Source organism: Arthrobacter oryzae, from assembly GCF_031454875.1.
GTDB classification, from domain to species: domain Bacteria; phylum Actinomycetota; class Actinomycetes; order Actinomycetales; family Micrococcaceae; genus Arthrobacter; species Arthrobacter oryzae_D.
Genome location: NZ_JAVDRQ010000004.1, coordinates 30197 through 49410, shown reverse-complemented (window position 1 = coordinate 49410; position 19214 = coordinate 30197). Strand labels below are relative to the sequence as shown.

15 protein-coding genes and 3 tRNA genes are annotated in these 19214 nt (G+C 66.6%); 5 read left to right on the top strand and 13 right to left on the bottom strand.

The features are described from left to right. Positions 1–89: 89 nt before the first annotated feature. From J2805_RS08350 to J2805_RS08300, 11 genes are all read right to left on the bottom strand, one after another. Complete coding sequence (locus J2805_RS08350; protein WP_309975022.1) at positions 90–3830, bottom strand: glycoside hydrolase family 32 protein; 3741 nt, start codon at positions 3828–3830, stop codon at positions 90–92. Positions 3831–4004: 174 nt separating this feature from the next. Further along, a complete protein-coding gene (locus J2805_RS08345; RefSeq protein ID WP_309975019.1) occupies positions 4005–5600 on the bottom strand; it encodes a glycoside hydrolase family 32 protein in 1596 nt (531 codons plus the stop codon). Further along, positions 5597–6637, bottom strand: a complete 1041-nt coding sequence (locus J2805_RS08340; RefSeq protein WP_309975015.1) for an ATP-binding cassette domain-containing protein — start codon at positions 6635–6637, stop codon at positions 5597–5599. The genes J2805_RS08345 and J2805_RS08340 overlap by 4 nt, the downstream gene beginning before the upstream one ends. Beyond that, positions 6634–7587 (bottom strand): ABC transporter ATP-binding protein, encoded by a 954-nt coding sequence (locus J2805_RS08335; RefSeq protein ID WP_309975012.1) that lies wholly within the window; start codon positions 7585–7587, stop codon positions 6634–6636. The genes J2805_RS08340 and J2805_RS08335 overlap by 4 nt, the downstream gene beginning before the upstream one ends. Further along, the gene (locus J2805_RS08330; RefSeq protein WP_309975009.1) at positions 7584–8609 is read right to left on the bottom strand and encodes an ABC transporter permease; all 1026 of its coding nucleotides are present in this window, start codon (positions 8607–8609) and stop codon (positions 7584–7586) included. The genes J2805_RS08335 and J2805_RS08330 overlap by 4 nt, the downstream gene beginning before the upstream one ends. A gap of 12 nt (positions 8610–8621) precedes the next feature. Continuing rightward, positions 8622–9599 carry an ABC transporter permease gene (locus J2805_RS08325; protein ID WP_309975006.1) on the bottom strand — a complete coding sequence of 326 codons (978 nt, stop codon included), beginning with the start codon at positions 9597–9599 and terminating at the stop codon, positions 8622–8624. A 212-nt stretch (positions 9600–9811) separates the two neighbouring features. Next, on the bottom strand, positions 9812–11491 hold the full coding sequence (locus tag J2805_RS08320) for an ABC transporter substrate-binding protein (RefSeq protein WP_309975003.1): 1680 nt from the start codon (positions 11489–11491) through the stop codon (positions 9812–9814). Between the two features lie 78 nt (positions 11492–11569). After that, positions 11570–12640: a LacI family DNA-binding transcriptional regulator gene (locus J2805_RS08315; RefSeq protein WP_309975000.1), complete on the bottom strand. Its 1071-nt coding sequence runs from the start codon at positions 12638–12640 to the stop codon at positions 11570–11572. Positions 12641–13096: 456 nt separating this feature from the next. Further along, a tRNA-Phe gene (locus J2805_RS08310) sits at positions 13097–13172 on the bottom strand. 48 nt (positions 13173–13220) lie between these two features. After that, positions 13221–13294: transfer RNA gene (locus J2805_RS08305), tRNA-Asp, on the bottom strand. Between the two features lie 104 nt (positions 13295–13398). Further along, a tRNA-Glu gene (locus J2805_RS08300) sits at positions 13399–13471 on the bottom strand. Positions 13472–13645: 174 nt separating this feature from the next. Here J2805_RS08300 and J2805_RS08295 point away from each other — a divergent pair. Continuing rightward, positions 13646–14668 (top strand): PHP domain-containing protein, encoded by a 1023-nt coding sequence (locus J2805_RS08295; protein ID WP_309974997.1) that lies wholly within the window; start codon positions 13646–13648, stop codon positions 14666–14668. Here the strand turns inward: J2805_RS08295 and J2805_RS08290 are convergent. Both J2805_RS08290 and J2805_RS08285 read right to left on the bottom strand, forming a co-directional pair. Continuing rightward, a complete protein-coding gene (locus J2805_RS08290; RefSeq protein ID WP_309974994.1) occupies positions 14616–14945 on the bottom strand; it encodes a hypothetical protein in 330 nt (109 codons plus the stop codon). The two genes, J2805_RS08295 and J2805_RS08290, sit on opposite strands and share 53 nt — an antisense overlap. Positions 14946–15010: 65 nt before the next feature. Continuing rightward, a complete protein-coding gene (locus J2805_RS08285; protein ID WP_309974991.1) occupies positions 15011–15613 on the bottom strand; it encodes a LysE/ArgO family amino acid transporter in 603 nt (200 codons plus the stop codon). A gap of 68 nt (positions 15614–15681) precedes the next feature. Here J2805_RS08285 and J2805_RS08280 point away from each other — a divergent pair, with 68 nt between their 5' ends. From J2805_RS08280 to J2805_RS08265, 4 genes are all read left to right on the top strand, one after another. Next, entirely contained in the window at positions 15682–16563 is an 882-nt protein-coding gene (locus J2805_RS08280; RefSeq protein ID WP_309974989.1) for an ArgP/LysG family DNA-binding transcriptional regulator, read from the top strand. A gap of 134 nt (positions 16564–16697) precedes the next feature. Further along, the gene (gene bla, locus J2805_RS08275; protein ID WP_309974985.1) at positions 16698–17639 is read left to right on the top strand and encodes a class A beta-lactamase; all 942 of its coding nucleotides are present in this window, start codon (positions 16698–16700) and stop codon (positions 17637–17639) included. Between the two features lie 136 nt (positions 17640–17775). Next, positions 17776–18765 carry a DMT family transporter gene (locus tag J2805_RS08270; RefSeq protein ID WP_309974983.1) on the top strand — a complete coding sequence of 330 codons (990 nt, stop codon included), beginning with the start codon at positions 17776–17778 and terminating at the stop codon, positions 18763–18765. Between the two features lie 9 nt (positions 18766–18774). Continuing rightward, entirely contained in the window at positions 18775–19203 is a 429-nt protein-coding gene (locus tag J2805_RS08265) for a metallopeptidase family protein (protein ID WP_309974980.1), read from the top strand. Positions 19204–19214 lie beyond the last annotated feature (11 nt).

Below are 19214 nucleotides of genomic sequence, written 5' to 3'. Positions count from 1 at the left end.
TCAAATGTTGCATCATAAATCAGATTTAGTGTGAAATGTCACCCCCCGGCCACCTAGGCTTCACCTTCCCCCGGCCGCTTGGAGCATGCTCATCCGCCGTCGGTCACCAGCACATCCTGATACGCCGCCCGGCCGTCGAACACGTTCAGCCCCACCCTTCCGGAGGTCAGGGAAGCGTCGTTCACGGCCAGGATTTCGGCGCCGTCGAGCTTCACCGTCAGCCGCTCCCCCGCAGCCTGGGCCTCCAACCGGTAGCTGACGCCGTGGTCCAGCAGCAGCGGAACACTGGCCAGGACGCTTCCGGCAGGATCGAAGACGCCGTCCTCCAGCTTGAAAATCCGCGCCAGCCGCAGGTTCGGGTCCAGGTTGACGTAGTAGGCCGTGGAGCCGTCGGCGGAGGCACGAAGGAGCACCGAACCGGCGCCGCCATATCCGCGCCCGGGAACCTGGTCGCTGCGGAGCATGGCCCCCGCATAGGGTGGGCCGCCGAAACGCACCGTCGCAGCCACGCTGACATCCGAATAGGAGGCAAGACTCATGGCCGTGGAGTCCTTGTCGAACGCACCCGCCAGCCCCGCTCCGGAGCTTTCCCAGTGCCCGCCGGGAACCACCGAATAGGAACCCAGGTTGTGCCGCGCGGCACCGGATGCCACCGGCATAGCGGCCGACGGCGGCGCTGCAGTGAGGCGCGCCGTGTCCGCCAACTGGTGGACTTTGGCGGACACCAGCCGGGCGTTGCCGCCCACGGCACTGAAGGAAAGCCCGGTGGAGGAGGGCTCCGGGAAGACCAGGGAGGTGATGGCCGCCGTGCCGTCGCCACCGAAGACTTCAACCGAAGAGGAATCCACCAGTACCCTCAGCTTCACCCGCCGCTCGGTGCCTCCCTCGGAGGTTGCCACGGTTTCGGAACTCCACGTGCTGCCGGAGTTGTCCGCCGCTGCATCTGCGAAGTAACGGGTGAAGTCCTCCCTGCCGGATTGTCCGCGATCCAGTGTCATGGTTCCGGCGCCGGCGCCATAGCGGAGCAGCGTTTCCTGGGCGGTGCCGCCTGCGGTGCCTTTCCGGAGCCCGAAGGTAAATGCGGAGGCACCGCCTGAGGACGGGATCGCCACCTCGGCCTCCAGCTCGAAGGAGCGGCCGGAGGCGGCCGCCAGCGGGTTGGCTGATGTGGGCGTGACGGCAACATCCGTCGCCTGCCAGGTTGCTGTCCGCAGGCCTGCCAGTTCGGCCACCGGTTCCTGTCCAAGCCGGAGTCCTTCGCTCGGAACGTCCTTCAGGCTGAGCTGGCGCGGGATGCTTAGCTGTCCGTTCCACCGGCCGGTGGGCGGGCTAAAGGCATAGTCCCAGTTGGTCATCCACCCCAGCATGATGCGGCGGCCATCCGGTATCCCGAAGAAGCTCATGGCCGCGTAGTAGTCGCGGCCGGAGTCGGCTTGCAACACCTGCTCCGGACCGGTGTCGGCAGTGAAGGAGTTCCCGTTCCACGTCCCGGTAACGTACTGCGCCGAGGAACCGTTGGTTGGCCTGACGGCGCCCGTGCTCCACCACAGCACCCAGCGTTTCACGCCGGGCTGTCCTTCCACCGGCAGTTCAAAGAAGTCCGGACATTCCCAGACGCCGCCGCGGACCCAGTCGCCGTAGCCGAACGCATCGGTGAACGTCCAGTGGACCAGGTCCGTGGAGGTGTGGAAGCGCAGGTGGTCGCCGCCGGCCACCACCATGATCCACTTGCCGCCGGCCGCGTCCCAGGTGACCTTGGGGTCCCGGAAGTCCCACCCGCCGCCCGGACCGCCGGGGTTCTCCACCACGGGTGCGGCCTGGACAAGTGCCCAGGTGCGGCCGTGGTCCTTGCTGTAGACGGCGCGCACGGACTGGTTTCCGTTCGGGGCATCGTGATTGAAGCTCGTGTAGAACGCAACGAGCCCCTGGCCGCCGTCGAACAGCCCGCTGGCATCAGTGGCATCCACGACGGCGGAACCGGACCACGACTCGCCGGCCGCCAGGTGCGGCAGGGCGATGGGCAGCTGTTTCCAGTGCAGCAGGTCGGTGCTGACGGCGTGCGCCCAGCGCCCTCGGTCCTGGTGGAAGAGGTGGTATTCGCCCTCAAAGTAGACCAGGCCGTTGGGGTCGGAACTGTTGCCGGAGTTCTGGCTGTAATGGTAGCCGGGCTGGTAGAGGCCGTTCATGTAGCTGGCCACGTCGTCTGCCCGGACGTTTTGGAAATATGCGCCACCGCCGCTGACCCGTAGTCCGAAGCCGCTGCCCGCCGCCGTTCCGGCCGGTCCGGAGACAGCCTCGACGCCGTTGATCAGGGCTGTCGCTTCGGCGCCTCGGACGGTGAGCTGGACGCGGTTGAGCTGGCCGGCGGCAAAGCTGTCCGGCGGCACGGCCCCGCTGGCAAGGACGGTCCCGGTGACACGGTCCTTCAGGAGCACCGTTCCAGCCCCGGGGTCTACCCGGAGCTCGGTGCCGCCCGTGCCGTCGGCAGCAGTCCGGACCACGACGGCGGCCGTTGCCGGTGCGGCGACGTCGAGATCGAGGGAAGCGACGACCTCGGACGCTGCCGCCGGCACGAAGCGTGCTGCTTCCGTGCCCGCGGGCAGGCCGTCCGTTGCGCCGCGAAGGCCGCGGGCGTCCGGCTCCCAGCTCCCGGAGGACGTCCGCCAGCCCTGCAGGGAGGTGTCGAGGCCCCTGAGGGTCATGCCCTGGAACACTGCAGATCCGTTGAAGGCCAGCACACCCACGTGGCCGGAGCCGTGCGCGGTGTCGAGGGCGGTGATCACCGGCGCGTAGCCGTCCGGGTCCAGCAGGTCCGTCTGCCAGCGCACGGCGAGCTGCCCGCCGTCGGCCGTCACCCGCAGCCGGTACACCGCGTTGACGGTGATGTCCGTGGAATACGTGCCCAGGGTGGCATTGTCCTCGATCCGATACAGCCGCAGCCGGCCGGCGTTGGCGTCCACTTCGGCCGCGTAACCGGTGGTTCCGGCAGCGTTGGCGCGGAACAGGACAGCGCCCACGGCGTGGTCCGAGGTGATCTGGACGTCGGCGGTGAAGTCCGTGGCCTGCGGGGACTGGTGCGTGGCGATAGCCCTGATGTTGGCGCCGGTGTTGGCGCCGCCAGGTGCCGCGCCGCGGAAACCCGTGGCCGTGGCCGTCCAACCGGAAGCGTCAGTCAGCCAGCCCGTGACGTTGGCGTCGACGGTGCGGACCTGGGGCTGGCTGAAGTTCACCGAGCCGTTGTAGGCGTGAAGTCCCACGTGGCCGTCCTGGTACCGCTGGTCCGAGGCGTCGATGCGGGCCACGCCGTCCACCGCCACGTAGATCCGGGATCCGTCCACGTGGACGTCCACGGAGTAACTGCGCCCGGTGTCCAGCGGAACGGGCGCGGACGGAGCCACATCCTCGCCGGTGGCAAGGTCGAAAAGCCGCACACGGTCCTGGTTCGGATCGATCGTGGCCGCATAGCCGCTGCTGGCATCGGCTGCGCCGCGGAACACCAATGCTCCCACGGCATGGGGGCTGGCGGGGTCCACGGAGACTTCGGCCGTGTACCTCGCGGTGCCGCTGATGCGCTGCTCGCTGACGGCCGCGGCATTCCGGTCCGGCGGGGCGACGGCGGACTGGCCGCCGTCGGACGTCCGGGTCCAGCTTCCGCTGACGGGCACCACGTCCGGCATGGGGCTGATGGTGCCGCCCAGCGTGACGGGCCCTGTTCCCGGAACAGCAAGGGCGGGCGGGGCCAGCATGGCCGGGGCCAGAACGGACCCCGCAGCCAGGGTGCCCAGGCCGAGCGCGGCCGCGGTAATACCTGCAACTAACCTCTTGGACATTCAGATCGCCTTTGACCTCGGTAAATGCTTCAGGATGGGTCGATTTAGGCCATCGGTTGCTCCCCACCGACCCACTCGCCCTCGCAAGCTCGGCCAGGGAACCCTGTCGGCGTGGGCCCACGGCCGTTATGAAGCCCCAAAAGGGCCGCTACGGAGCAATCGACGATGGTGGGGCTACGGGAACAGCGGGCGCGGGCCGCCGAAGATGCCGTCCATCCGCCAGGCGTCCAGCTGCTGCAGGCGGACCGTTCCGGCGGCCGACAGGCGGACGGCCTCCCCGCCGAGGGTCGGGTAGGCCCGGGCGGTCAAGGGTTTCCCGTTGGCGAAGATCTCCAGCGCGGAGCGGTCAACCAGGACGCGCAGGTGCAGCCTGCCGCCGGGCAGCCGCACCGGACCCGATTTCTCCTCGGCATCCGCGGTCCGGTCCAGGCTGCTGTGCGCACGGTCCAGGAGCACATACGACTGCGAGAACCCGCTGCTGCCGACCTCGTACCCCACCTCGACGACTGTTTCCTCGGCCGGAGCAGGGATGACCCCGTCACCAGCAGCCGTATTGTCCGTGGAGGTCCCGAGGATCCCCAGCCGGAAGACGCTCCCCGGCTCCAGTTCCAGGTCCAGTTCCAGGTCCAGCTGATTTCCGGATACCCCGGACAGGACCTCGCTGCCGGCCAGGGTGCGGGGACCAATCCGGACATGGTCGCGGCGCAGCGACTCCACCTCCGGCACCGGAGCGAACGCCAACTCCCCGTTAGCGTCCAGTGTGGCCACCCGCGGCAGGCTCATCACACCCGACCAGCCGGCCTCCACCATGGCGGACTCCGTCCGTCCTTCCTGCAGCCAGCCGAACATGACCCGGCGCCCGGAGTCGTCAGCAAAGGACTGCGGAGCGTAGAAGTAGCGTCCGCCGTAGTCCAGCCGGTGAAGTTCCCGCGGAGTGTACGAATCCCCCGCGTAGCGGCCGGTCCAGTAGAGCGGGTGGCGGGTGTCGCCGTCGTGCCAGGCCGAGAAGACAAGCACGTCGGTGCCCGCCCCGGCGTTTGTTCCGCCGCCGCCCAGTACCCCGCCGCCCAAGGTTCCGCCGCCCGCGCGGAACAGGTCGACGCACTCCCACATGGTGCCCTGCCAGTCCGTGGCGGCAGGATCGCCGGATGAGGCGTCGCCGATGAACAGCGGGCCGATGTACTCCCAGCTGCGGAGGTCGGCGGACTCGTACAGGAAGGCCGTGCCGCCGCGGCCGCGGATTCCGGAGCCCACGAGCTGGCGCCACATCGGGCCCTCCCGCCAGACGCAGTGGTCGCGGTACGCGGTGATGTCCACACCGGCCGGCGGCGCCGGAATCACAGGGTTTTCGGGTGCTTTGGTCCAGGTCAGGAGGTCCGGTGAGCCTACCGCCACGCAGGGCAGCTCCCGCTCGCCGTGCCGGCCGGAGTACACCAGGGTGGGAGTGCCGCCGTCGTCCACCAGCACACCGGACCAGCAGCCGTCGGCGTCCGGCCCGGCGGAAGGCTCCAACGCCACAGGTTCGTCGGCCCAGTTGACCAGGTCCGTGCTGGTGGCGTGGCCCCACAGGATGCGGTGGTGGAAAGCGCCCTCAGGGTTGTACTGGTAGAAGAGGTGGTAGGTCCCGTTCCACTGGCTCACGCCGTTGGGATCATTGAGCCAGCCTGCGGGTGAGACGAAGTGGAACCGCGGCCGGTGCGGGTCCGCCTCGGCGCGTGCCACGAGTTCTTCCTGCGGCACGGTGGCAAGGGGGTGGGTCAGTTCGGTCATGCGGAAGCCTTGTTTTCTGTGAGTGATTCGACCGCAAGGGCATGACCCCCCGCTGTGGCGGGCGGTCGGTAAAGGTGGCAGCGCACCCAGTGCTCATTGGCGGGATCGCCCACGCGGTGCCGGACGGGTTCGGTAACTGAACAACGCTGCTCCGCATCGCCGTCGAACGCACACGACGCCGACTCCATCACCGCCGTGCGCAGCACGGCGCGTTCATGCGGATCGTAGGACCCGGTACGGGCGGGGTCGGGCACCGCCGAGACCAGCAGCCTGGTGTAGGGGTGGGCCGGGTTGGCCAGCAGGTCCAGCGATTCGCCTTCCTCAACGATTTCCCCGGCGAACATCACGGCGATCCGGTCGGCCAGGTAGCGCGCCGAGGCGAGGTCGTGGGTGATATAGAGCATCGAGATGCCCTGCTCGTCGCGAAGCTTCCGCATCAGGTTCAGGACGCCGATCCGCACGGAGACATCCAGCATCGACGTGGGCTCGTCCGCGAGGATCACCTCGGGTTCCACGGCGAGTGCCCGGGCGATGGCCACCCGCTGCCGCTGCCCGCCGGAGAGCTCGTGCGGGTAGGAGTTGAGCATGTCCGGAGTGAGGCCCACCGTGGTCATCAGCTCATCCAGGCGGCTGCGCAGCTGCTCCGGTGTCCCGGCCTTGCCGTGCAGGGTGAGGGAGCGCGTGAGGAAGTGCTCGATCCGGTGGACGGGGTTGAGCGAGCCGAAAGGATCCTGGAACACCATCTGCAGCTGGCTCCGGTACTCCCGGGATGCCTGGAAACGGTCCCGTTTTAGCACATCCGTGCCATTAAACAGGATCCGGCCGGCCGTGGGCTTCTCCAGCCGCGCGATACACCGCGCCAGGGTGCTCTTGCCTGAGCCGGATTCCCCCACGAGTGCCACGATCTCGCCTTTCCTGATGGCGAGGTCAACGCCTCCCAACGCCCGCACCGAGGTGCGGGAAAACAGGCCGCCGCTGGAGAAGTCCTTGACCAGGCCTTTCACTTCGAGTGCGGGAGCTACTGTGTGCGCGCTCATGACGATGCTCCTTGGAGGACTGCGGCCATCTGGTCAGCGGGAAGGGGGGACACGAAGTGGGCGGGCGAGACTTCCCGGACGTCGGCAATGTTGCTGAACTTCACGCCGTCGGCCAGGCCGGTCAGGGGAACACGGGGTCCGGTGAGGGGAGGGAACGCGCCCATGAGCGCCTGCGTGTAGGGGTGGAGCGGGGCGGCGTGGATGTCCTTGGCCTTGGCCGTCTCCACGATCCGGCCACCGTACATCACGGCCATCCGGTGCGAAAGTTCCACCATGAGGGACATGTCGTGCGTGATGAACAGGACGGAGAAGCCCAGTTCACGCTGCAGCTCCTTGATCTGGGCCATGATCTCCTGCTGCACCACCACGTCCAGCGCGGTGGTGGGCTCGTCCAGGATCAGCAGCGAGGGCTTGAGGGCCACTGCCATCGCGATCACCGCGCGCTGCCGCATTCCGCCCGAGAGCTGGTGCGGGTAAGACTTCAGCCGGGCAGGATCGATCCGGACAAGGTCCAGCAGTTCGGCTGCCCGCCGCAGCGACTCCTTCCGGGTGTAGCCGGCATGCGTGGTGTAGATATCCACGATCTGGTCGCCGATGGTCATCACCGGGTTCAGCGAGTTCATGGCGGACTGGAACACCATGGCCACGTCCTGCCAGCGGAAGCGGCGCAGCTCCTCCGGCCCCATGGCCAGGACGTCCCTGCCGCCGAAGCGGATGCTGCCGCCGGCGATCTCCGCCGGGTCCCGGAGGAGCCGCATGATGGCGTTGGCGATGGTCGATTTGCCGCAGCCGGATTCGCCGGCCAGGCCGAAGATTTCACCCGTGCCGATACTGAAGGAGACGCGGTCGACGGCGGTGGTGGAGCGGGTGTCACCGCGGTACTTCACGATGAGGTCCTTGATTTCCAGGACAGGTTGGTGGGACCCGAAGGAGGTCTGGGAGACGGTCATGCCGATGCTCGCTTTCCGGGTTTTGCAGGCTTGCCTGCGGGCTTTGATTTCCTGATCTTCCTCAGGCGGGGGTTGGTGACCTCGTCCACCGCGTAGTTGATCAGCGACAGCGAGAACGCCACCATCGCGATGCACAGGCCGGAGGGCACGAACACCCACCAGCTGCCGGTGAGCAGGGCGCCTTCGTTGCCTGCCCAGTAGAGGTTGTTGCCCCAGGAGACCGTGCTGACGTCGCCCAGGCCAAGGAACTCGAGCCCCGCCTGGGCTCCGATGCCGTAGATGATGCAGGCCAGGAGCGTGCCCATCACAATCGAGGCCATGTTGGGCAGGATCTCCCGGAACATGATCCGCAGCGGCCGCTCACCCGTGACCACGGCCGCGGCCACAAAGTCCTTGGACCGGATGGACAGTGCCTGCGAGCGCAGCACCCGGGCGGATCCGGCCCAGCCGGTGACCACCAGGACCAGGATCACCGTACCCAGTCCCGGCGGCAGGAACGCGGCCAGGATCACCAGGAGCGGCAGGCCGGGCAGGAGCAGGAACACGTTGGTGGTGAGGGACAGGGCCTCGTCGATGACCTTGCCGAAGTAGGCGGAGGCCAAGCCCACCAGGATGCCGATAAAGGTGGAGGCAAAGCCCACGGTCAGGCCCACCAGCAGGGAACTGCGGGCACCGTGGATGGTGAGGGCCAGGACGTCCTGGCCCTTGGCCGTGGTGCCCAGCCAGAACTCGGCGTCCGGCTCCTGCGAGGCCATGCCGGTGATTTTGGAGGGGTTGTCCGGGTACAGCACCGGGGCCAGGAGCGCCAGGGCAATGAAAACGAACAGGATGGCCGCGCCGGTCATGGCCTTCTTGTTGGTCAGCAGGCCGTGCAGCAGGCTGCGGTTAGGCCTGCGGACGGAGGCTCCGGGCGGGAGCCCGGCACCGCCGTCGGACGTTCCTGAAGTATTGCCGGAGCCCGGCACGCCGGCGAGGGTCTCCGCCGACACGGTGGAGGCGGTGGTGGCGATGGAAGTGGTCATGGTCCGTCCTTCCTAATTGGCGCGCACGCGCGGGTCGAGGCGGACGTAGAGGATGTCCACAAGGAAGTTGGCCAGCAGCACGGCGGCCGTGATGGTCAGGAAGAGCCCCTGCATAAGCGGGTAGTCGAGGCCCTGTACGGCGTTGAGGAGCTGGTAGCCGACGCCGGGGTAGGCGAACACCACCTCGGTGAGCAGTGCGCCGCCCACCACGAAGCCCAGGCTCATGCCGAAGCTGGTCACGGACGGAAGCATGGCGTTGCGGGCGGCGTAGCGGAACATGATCCGGCCCGGGCGCAGGCCCTTGGCTTCGGCCATGGTGATGTAGTCCTCGGCGTTGGTGGCGATCATCGTGTTGCGCATGCCGAGCATCCAGCCACCCACCGAAACCAGCACGATGGTGAGGGCCGGAAGCACCAGGTGCATCCCGACGTCGGACATGAACTCCCAGCTGAAGCTGGGCTCGATGGTGTCGCTGAACGCGTGGCGGATGGGGAACCAGCCCAAAGTGACGCCGAACAGGTAGAGGGCGCCCATCGCCAGCCAGAAGTACGGGAAGGAACCGATGAAGATCAGGATGGGAGGCAGCGCCGAATCAATGGCGCCGCCGCGCCGCCACGCGGCCAGGATCCCCAACAGATTGCCCACGACGGCGGCAATCACCAGCGCGGTGCCGCCCAGCAGGAGGGTCCAGCCCACCTGTGATGCGATCACTTCGGTGACAGGGGTGGGGAAGCGGGAGATGGAGACGCCCATCTGTCCGGTGACCATGTTGTGCAGGTAGCCGACGTACTGCTCCCAGATGGGCCGGTCATCGACGCCGAGCAGTTTGCGCAGTGCCTCGATCTGTTCGGGCTGCATGCGGTCCTGGGTACGGGCGAACATGCGGGATACGGGGTCTCCCGGCATAAAGCGCGGGAGCAGGAAATTCAAAGTGATAGACACCCAGAAGGCGATCAGGTAGAAACCCAGGCGGCGCAGGATAAAGCGCACGGTTTCCCTCCATTCGGGAAATGCGGAAGTTTGGGGCGGGACCGCGCTGCTGCGTTGACTGCAGCAGCGCAGGCCCGATAGGAGTGGCGGTGGGGGGCCCACGCCGCCAGGGTTCCCTGGCCGAAGCGAAGCAAGGTCAGGGTGGCGGTGGGGGGCCCACGCCGCCAGGGTTCCCTGGCCGAAGCGAAGCAAGGTCAGGGTGGCGGCGGGCCCTACTTGGCCGGTTCCAGCGACGTCAGGACCAGCACCGTGGTGGGCGCCCGGACCGACAGGGTGGCGTACGGGTTCTCCTCCGTGGGCCAGCCGGTGAAGCGTGTGTTGTTGTAGGCGCCCCATTCCGGGCCCGCAAAGAGCGGGATCGCGGGGGCGGCAGCGCTGTACTCCTCCTGGAGCTTGTCCGCGATTTCGTGCTGCTTGTCCTCGTCGGCGGCGGCAGCGAATTCGGTCAGCAGGGCGTCGGCCTTGGCGTCACCGAAGCGGTGATAGTTCTCGAACGTCTTCTCCCCCACCGGCTTGACCGTTGCGGTGCCCATCATGCCCGCGAAGTACTTGTACGGGCTGGGATCGTTGGCGCTCCAGACGATGCCGGAATCAAAGTCGCCGGTCTCGTAGCCGGCAACCACGGCTGCCCAGTCCGGGGAATCAACCTTGGCAGTGACGCCCACCTCGGCGAGGTTCTGCGCGATCACGTTGGCCACGGAGAGCCAGTCGGAGGACGCGGCGCCCACGGAGATCTTGAATTCGAAGGGCTTGCCGTCCTTCAGCGTGCGCTTGCCGTCAGCGCCCTTGGCGTAGCCGGCCTTGTCCAGGAGCTTGTTGGCTTCGTCGACGTTGAGTTGCGTCCAGTCGCAGTTGTCCTGGACGTCTTTGTTCTTCCAGGTTTCGTAGTTCCCGGACAGCCCGGTGCAGTCCGCCGGCTGGGTGTAGCCGCTCATGCCGATCTTGGTGACCTGCTCACGGTCCACGGCCATGGAGAGGGCCTTGCGGACGTCGGTGTCGTTGAACGGGGCCTTAGTGGTGTTGAGCTGCCAGTTGATCATGGAACCCGTGGGCGGGAACCAGTACTTGCGGTGGTCCGGGTCCTTGGAAATGAAGGTCTTCTCGATGTTGGGCATGTACTGCGGGGCCCAGTCCACGTCGCCATTCGCGGCGGCGAGGTTGGCGCCGTCGTTCCCGGCGAAGGCGAGCATCTTGATGCCGGCGATCTTCTGCTTTTCCGGCTGCCAGTAGTTGGGGTTCTTCTTCAGCACGAAGGACTGGGCCTGGAAGGTATCCACTTCGGTGTACGGGCCGGTGCCAACGGGCTTTTCGTTGGCGTCCTTCTCGGGGTCCGCAATCTTGGACCAGAGGTGGTCCGGCAGGATGCTCAGCTGGCCCAGGTCGAACAGCGCCGGAGACCAGGCGGTCTTGAAGCTGAACTTCACCTGGTTGGTGCCCTCGGCCGTGACCGTTTCCAGGTAGTCGTAGCCGCCCTTGATCTTCTTCTGCAGGGCGAACGTTGTGACCACGTCGGCCGGGACCAGGGGCTGGCCGTCGGACCACTTCACGCCGTCCCGGAGGGTAAAGGTGATGGACTTGCCGTCTTCGGCGGCCTTCCACTCGCTGGCCAGCCACGGGGTGGTGTCACCCTTGGCCGGGTTGTAGATGAGCAGGGATTCGTAGATGGCCTGCTGGGTCATGGGAGCAACGGTGGGGGCGAACGGGTTGAAGTTCCGGACGAACGTGCCCATGTCCTCGCGGGGAATGGTCAGGAGGGCGCTCTGGGCCGAGGCGTCAGCCTTGGCGGAGCCGGTGTTGCCGGCGTTGGCGGAGCAGCCGGTGAGCACCAGGGCGCCCATGGCCAGGCCCGCCGCTGCGATGCGGGCAGACCTCAGGAATCGTGCTTGTGTCATGATGGATATCTCTTTCCTCTCTTCATCGCTGAAGGTGAAGGTGTGGTTGGGGGTTGCTGTTCAGTAGTTGATTTGCCGTCAGACTGAATAGCGTTCTAGCAGCGGACAGTCGACCATTTGCTGATGTGCAGTGATCGGCTGTCCTGCTGTAAGGCTTGCGAGTGTCTGGACACCCAGCGCACCCATCTCCTCGAAGGGCAACGCAACCGTTGTCAGTTTGGGCCTGAGGTAGGCCGCAATGAGTTCCTGGTTGTCGAAGCCGATCACGGCGATGTCTTGGGGGATGGCGAGCCCGCGCTCCTTGATGGCGTCGTACGCGCCCATAGCCATCCGGTCGTTGAGGCAGAACAGCGCGGTGGGCCTGTTCTTCTGGTCGAGGATTGTGCACGCGGCCTCGTAGCCGCCGTCCGCCGTTGCATACCCGGAAACAATCAGCTCCGGGTCCAGTTCCAGCCCTGCTTCGGCGAGTGCTTCGCGGCAGCCCTCCAGTCGTCCCACCGCCGCGGGTATGTCCGGGTCCAGGTTGATGACGCCGATCCTGGTGTGGCCGGCCTGCAGCAAACGCTCGACGGCGACTCGGCCGCCCGCGCGTTCGTCCGGGACGATCGAGGGCAGCTTTCCGTCAGCGTCGAAGCAGTTGATGAGGACCGTGGGCACCTCACTGACGCTTTTCGGAACGTGCACGGCCCGGTGGAAGGTGGCCGCGTACAGAAGTCCTTCGACCCGCTGTTCCAGCAGCTTTTCAACAGCGGCATCTTCCAGGCCCTGGTTCGGCCCTACAGCATCGGCCTGGTCTGACGGGGCGATGAGCAGGAATTTGCGGTCCAGCCAGGCCTGGTCCTGCGCGCCCTTGATGATGTCGACGGCGAACGGTGCCGTGACGATCTCGGTCACGATGCCGTACCAGTCGCTGCGCTGCGAGGCGAGGGCCCGTGCACCGGCGTTCGGGCGGTAGCCGAGGGTCTGGACCGCTTCGAGGATGCGTTGCTTGGTTTCTTCCGAAATGCTGGCGTTCCCGCGGTTGCTGAGGACGAAAGACACCGCGGTGCGGGAGACGCCGGCAGCCTTGGCCACGTCCGCCATGGTGACACCGCGGTTAGCGGTGACCTTGGGGGCTGCCTCCGCCGCAGGGGGTGTGCTGTTCGCCATTGAATACTCCGGGAATCTTGCCAACACTGGCCGCCGTGGCCAGCTGAGATCTTTTTACTAACGCGCGTTACCTTTGGGCGTGTGATTTAGGTTACGCGCGTTACTCATATCCTGTCAACGACTAATTTTCGGCGGCTTTGGCGGTAGCGGCCGTGGCGGGTTGAGGTGCGGCGCTTTCATAAGGTTGTCCGTGGATCCGAGCCGCCATGGCAATGTTCGGCGAATAAGGCTAGGTTTCGCGGCCCAGGTGCACGGGCCGCAGGGGGGCTCAGGCGCACGCGACCACAAGCACCGGCCGGACAGTTCCCCTCCGCGCGGCTTTTCCCCCGCGGCTTACGAGGGGAATTGTCCATGAGCCGGGAATAGTGCGGAGTGCGAGGCGGACCGACCAGGCAGCGGCCAACAGGGAGGGTTAAAGAAGAAAAGCACCAGTTCCGAAGAACTGATGCTTCCCAGTGGTGGCTCCGACCGGCGTCGATCCGGTGACCTTTCGATTTTCAGTCGAACGCTCTACCAACTGAGCTACAGAGCCTAGGTGACATGTCACCTTGACGGCCGGAATTTCTTCCGGCAATCAGAGCGACCCTGACGGGACTTGAACCCGCGACCTCCGCCGTGACAGGGCGGCGCGCTAACCAACTGCGCTACAGGGCCTTGCTTGTACTGCTTGTTTCTTGCTGCCTGCAGTATCGCTACTGCAATTTTTCAAGGCCTTTAGCCTACCAGACTTTTCAGTCCGGTTTGACCACTTCCTTGCGTACCCCCAACGGGATTCGAACCCGTGCCGCCGCCGTGAAAGGGCGGTGTCCTAGGCCGCTAGACGATGGGGGCCTGAACTCAATCCGGCTCATTCAGGGCAAAAATAAAGGGCCGAAGCCTTTCGTTTTTGTCCTTTCGAGTTGCTCCGAACTGGACCTCTAAAACTATAGAGCCTCCTGCCGGAATATCCAAAATCGGCACCGCACAGGGGCATGATTCGGTGCGGAGCGGGTGCAAGATGGACTGATGGACGCCGTTGATGCCCTCAATGAAATCGCCTTCTGGCTCGAACGCGAGCTCTCCCCCACGTTCAAGATCCAGGCGTTCCGAAAGGCGGCCGGAATCATCAGCACCCTGGACCTGGAGGAGGTCGCGGCCCGAGCGCGAAACGGACGGCTGAAGAGCATGAAAGGCATCGGGGACAGAACCTTTGAAGTCATCAGGCAGGCGGTGGACGGCGAGGTCCCCGACTACCTCGAGAGCCTGCGGCAACGCGGTCAGCAGCCGCTCGCGAAAGGCGGCACCGAACTCCGCTCCGCCCTCCGCGGCGACCTGCACAGCCACAGCGACTGGTCCGACGGCGGCTCCCCCATCGAACTCATGGCCGACGCCGCCCGGACGCTGGGCCGGGACTACCTCGCACTGACGGACCACTCCCCCAACCTCAAGATCGCCAACGGCCTGAGCGCCGAGCGCCTCACGGAGCAGCTGGACGTCGTTGCGGGGATGAACGACGACGACGGCAGCGGCTTCCGCCTGCTCGCCGGCATCGAGGTGGACATCCTGGAGGACGGCACCCTGGACCAGACGCCCGAAATGCTGGACCGGCTGGACATCGTGGTGGCAAGTGTCCACTCGAAACTCCGTTCCGACCGGCGGACCATGACAGACAGGATGCTGGGTGCCATCAACGATCCGCACATGAATGTCCTGGGCCACTGCACCGGGCGCCTGCTGCAGGGATCGAGGGGTACCCGGCCCCAGTCCGAGTTCGACGCCAAGCGGGTGTTCGCAGCATGCGCGGAGCAGGATGTCGCCGTCGAAATCAATTCCCGTCCGGAGCGGCAGGACCCGCCGGACGAGCTGATCCAACTCGCCCTGGATGCCGGCTGCCTCTTCAGCATCGACAGCGACGCCCATGCCCCGGGCCAGCTGGATTTCCTGCAGTACGGCGCAGAGCGGGCGGCCGCAAACGGCGTGCCCGCCGAGCGGATCGTCACCACCTGGCCCCTGGACCGGCTGCTGGAGTGGTCCGGACGCGGAAAGTAGCCGCGACCAGATGCTTGGGAGGGGCAAATGGCGCCGGCGTCCCGAGGCCCTCCACGGCGAAGTGCACGAAGGAGTTCGCGATCACCGCTGCGCCTGCACCGATCAGCAGCGCGCCAGTCATCTGCGCAGTAACCCCGCCGGGGACAGGCGCCGCCACTTCCCAGCGGGTCAGGAGCCACGGAACCACCCCCACCACCGTTGCGGGAGTCACTGCGAAGGCCGCCGTGCCGATGGCTGCCCGTTTTCGCTCGCGAGCCGAGGCTGGGGATGCCGTCATACCGCAATCGTGAACCCGCTGTCCTGGCCGGACAAGGGCCTACTGGCCTGAGCGGCTGCCCGGGCTCAGGCGACCAGCAGGATCGCCATCGTCACCATGACGACGGCGATCACGGCATCGAGAATGCGCCATGCGCTCCGACGCCGGAAAACCGGGGCCAGGAACCGCGCGCCGACACCCAAGGCTGTGAACCATCCGATGCTTGCCAGCCCTGCTCCGGCAGCAAACCACCACCGGCCGTCCGGGCCGTGGGTGCTGGCCAAGGACCCAAGCAGCAGCACGGTATCGAGGTACACGTGCGGATTCAGCCAGGTGAAGGCCAAACCGGTTCCCAGGACGGCTACCCAGCTGACAGCCTGCCCTGCCCCGAACTGACCCGCCGTCTGGCCGCGGATAGCACGCCAGGCGGCGAAGGCACCATAGGCCGCCAGGAACGCAGCTCCTGCCCAGCGGACCACCTCGAGCACTGCCGGAGCCCGTTCAATCACCACGCCGATGCCGGCCACGCCCAGCAGGATCAGCACCAGGTCCGAGAGGGCACAGACGGCGATGACCAGGGCCACATGCGAGCGCTGCAGGCCCTGGCGGAGGACGAAGGCATTTTGGGCGCCGATGGCGACAATGAGCGAGAGGCCACTGGCCAGGCCTGAGAGCACGGGAAGGATCACTCCTCAACGGTAGGAGGATCTCAACCATGAAACCAGTTAAACATTCTGCGGTTAGATAAGATCTCCTAATGATCGACATCCACCCGGATCAGGCCCGGACGCTCGCGGCCATCGTGGCGCAGGGCAGCTTCGATGCCGCGGCAAGCCACCTGTCCGTTACCGCTTCCGCCGTCAGCCAGCGCATCCGTGCCCTCGAGGTGGCCGTCGGCCGCCCTGTCCTGAGACGGACCAGGCCGATTGAACTCACTGAGTCCGGTCAGGCCGTGGTGCGCTTTGCCCGGCAGCTCGAAATGCTATCCGCCGACCTTGCCGACGAACTGCAGCCAGGCAGCCCCCATCAGGACGCACGGCTGACCCTCGTGATCAACAGCGACTCGCTGCACACCTGGGCTCTCGCCGGGCTCGCTGCCGTGGCCGGGACGGTCCAGCTGGAAATCCTTCGCGAGGACCAGGACTACTCGCTGGAACTCCTTCGCAGCGGCGCAGCGGCAGCGGCCATCACCGCCACCGCCAAACCGGCCCCCGGCTGCACCTCCCGCCGGCTCGGCGTGATGCGCTACCTGCCGGTCTGCACGCCGGCTTTCGCCGAGGCCTGGTTCGACGACGGGCCAACGGGAGAGGCGCTGGCCAACGCGCCGGTCATCATCTTCGACCGCAAGGACGACCTGCAGGACCGCTACCTGCGGCGGTACAGCCGCAAGACGCTCCAGCCGCCGCGCCACTACGTGCCGGCGGCCCACGAGTTCGGCGAGGCCATCCGGCTGGGCATGGGATGGGGCCTGCTTCCCGAGATTGAAATCGGCGATGACCTCGACCAGCAATCATTGCAGACGCTGGCCGCCAAATCCTTCGTCGACGTCCCGCTGCACTGGCAGCAGTGGCGCTACGGCTCGACCCTGTTGGACGGTGTTGCGGCAGCGATCCAGGAGGCTGCCCGGGTCTTGAGGTGACAGCTTTGTAAAAATGATTGACAAAATAGTAGGCGGTCGGTTGAGTGGACATCGCGTGCACGCCGCATCGGTAACCGGGAGACGGCAACAGTGGACGCGATGCGGGAACGGGCCCAACTCACTGGGGAGCAGCCATGGCCGGAAGATCGTCAAGCCTCTCGCGACGGACCCTGCTCTCGGGAGCCCTAACGGCACCGGTGGCGGGAAGCATCGCCCTCATGGGCACGCCGGTTGCAGCAAGTTCCCAAGGACCGGCTGCGGCCAGCGTGCTCCTTCAAAGGAGGGACTGGCTGACGCGGCGGCTGGACCGGCTCGAGCGGGAGTTCTCCGCGAGGGCAGGGCTGTTTGCGATCGACCCACTCACGGGCGCGGAGTTCGGGCACCGGGCCGACGAACGGTTCGCCATGTGCTCTACGTTCAAGGTGTACGCCGCGGCAGCTGTGCTTGAACGGGCACGGGACGAACTGACGGACCTCAATCGGGGCATCCGCATCCATCCCGCCGGTGTGGTGGTGAATTCGCCCGAATGCGCCGACTTTGCCGGGAGCACCCTGCCGCTGAAATGGTTCTGCAAAGTGGCGCTGACACACAGCGACAACACGGCGGGAAACCAGCTGCTGAAGGAGCTGGGAGGACCGGAGGCGATCGGCGCCTACGCCCGGTCCCTTGGCGACACCGAAACACGGCTTGACCGCTGGGAGCCCGAGCTCAACAACGCCGAGCGCAGGGATCCACGGGACACCTCCACACCCCGGGCGCTCGCACAGGGGTACCGGGAACTGCTGCTCGGCGACGCCCTCAGCCCGGAAACGCGGACGCAGCTGACACGGTGGATGCTCGCCAACGCCACCTCGGGAACCCGGATCCGCGCGGGCCTGCCGGCCGGCTGGACATCCGCCGACAAGACCGGCGCCGGGCTGTTCGGCACCGTGAACGACGTCGGCATCCTCCGCAATCCCCAGGGCGAACCGCTGGTCCTCTCCATCCTCACGGACTCCGCCACGAACGTGGCCGAAACGCCGGGGAGCAACGAACTGGTGGCAGCCATCACCCGGGCAGTGACCAGCGGAAAGTGACAAGCAGAAAGTGAGCTCGAGGAAGGTATGCCGCCGAACGCATACTTCAACATGATCGAAGACTTTGGCAGGATCTCGACTAGACGTGACCGATTTCCGCCAGCCGCAGGGATGCGGCAAGGGCTAGATTGGCAGCATGGCTACCACCGCCGCCCCCGGCCCCACTCCGTCCGCAGGCCCCCATGAAGGGTCTCCGCACGCTGCCCCCGCACCCGCCCCGCAACCCGCGCCCGCAACCCCCGATGCCCCCAACGGGCGTGCACCGGTCAACAAGCTTGGAGTGGCTGCCGTCGCGGTCACCGTGGTCCTGTGGGCCTCGGCCTTCGTGGGCATCCGCGCGGTGGGCCCCAGCTTCTCCCCCGGTTCCCTGACCCTGGGACGGCTGGCGATCGCCGCCGTCGTCCTCGGTTTGGTGGTACTGCCGAAGCTGCGCAACCTTCCCCGGGGGCGTGAGTGGTGGCCCATCCTCGCGTACGCTGTGATGTGGTTCGGCGGCTACAACGTGGCCCTCAACGCCGCCGAGCACATGCTCGACGCCGGCACAGCCGCCCTGCTGATCAACGTCAATCCCATCCTGATCGCCGTCATGGCCGGGGTGATCCTCAAGGAGGGCTTCCCGCGCTGGCTGATCATCGGCAGCCTGATAGCGTTCGCGGGCGTCGCTGTGATTGCGCTGGGTTCCGGCCAACGGTCGACGGCGGATGTGCTGGGCGTGCTGCTCTGCCTCCTGGCAGCCGTGCTTGCCGCCGTCAGCGTCATTGTCCAGAAGCCGGTGTTGAGGAAGTTCCCCGCAGCACAGGCCACCTGGTTCGGCATCATGATCGGGGCGATCTGCTGCCTGCCGTTCACCGGCCAGCTGGTGGGCGAACTGCGACAGGCCCCGCTGCCGGCAACCCTGGGGCTGGTCTACCTGGGGATCTTCCCGACGGCGATCGCGTTCACCACGTGGGCATATGCGCTGTCCCTCATCGACGCCGGAAAGCTGGCGGCCACCACATATCTGGTCCCCGGCACCACCATCCTCATCTCCTGGCTGGTGCTCGGTGAAGTGCCCACGGTGTGGGGCCTCGTGGGCGGCGTGATCTGCCTGGTGGGCGTGGGGCTGACGCGGAGAAAGTCCCGCTAGAGTCTTGGTATGCCCGCCAACCTGCCGCCCGGCCTGCCGATCGTCCCGGACGGGGCGGATGACGACGTACCGTTCCCCATGACTGAGGCCGATTTCGAATCGGCCGTCAGCGACGCCCTGGAGCGGATCCCGCCGGAGGTGGCGCGGGCCATGGACAATGTTGCCGTGTTCATCGAGGACGACTACGTCCCACAGCCGGGTGAGGACCCGGACACCGTACTGCTGGGCCTCTACGAGGGCGTCCCGCTGACCGAACGGGACGCCTGGTGGGGCGCGGGTTCGCTCCCGGACCGCATCACCATCTACCGGCAGCCCATTCTGGACATCAGTTCGTCCCGGGAAGACGTCATCCAGGAGGTGGCCATTACTGTGACGCACGAGATTGCGCACCACTTCGGCATTAGCGACGAGCGTCTGCACGAACTTGGCTGGGACTAGCTAGCCTTGTA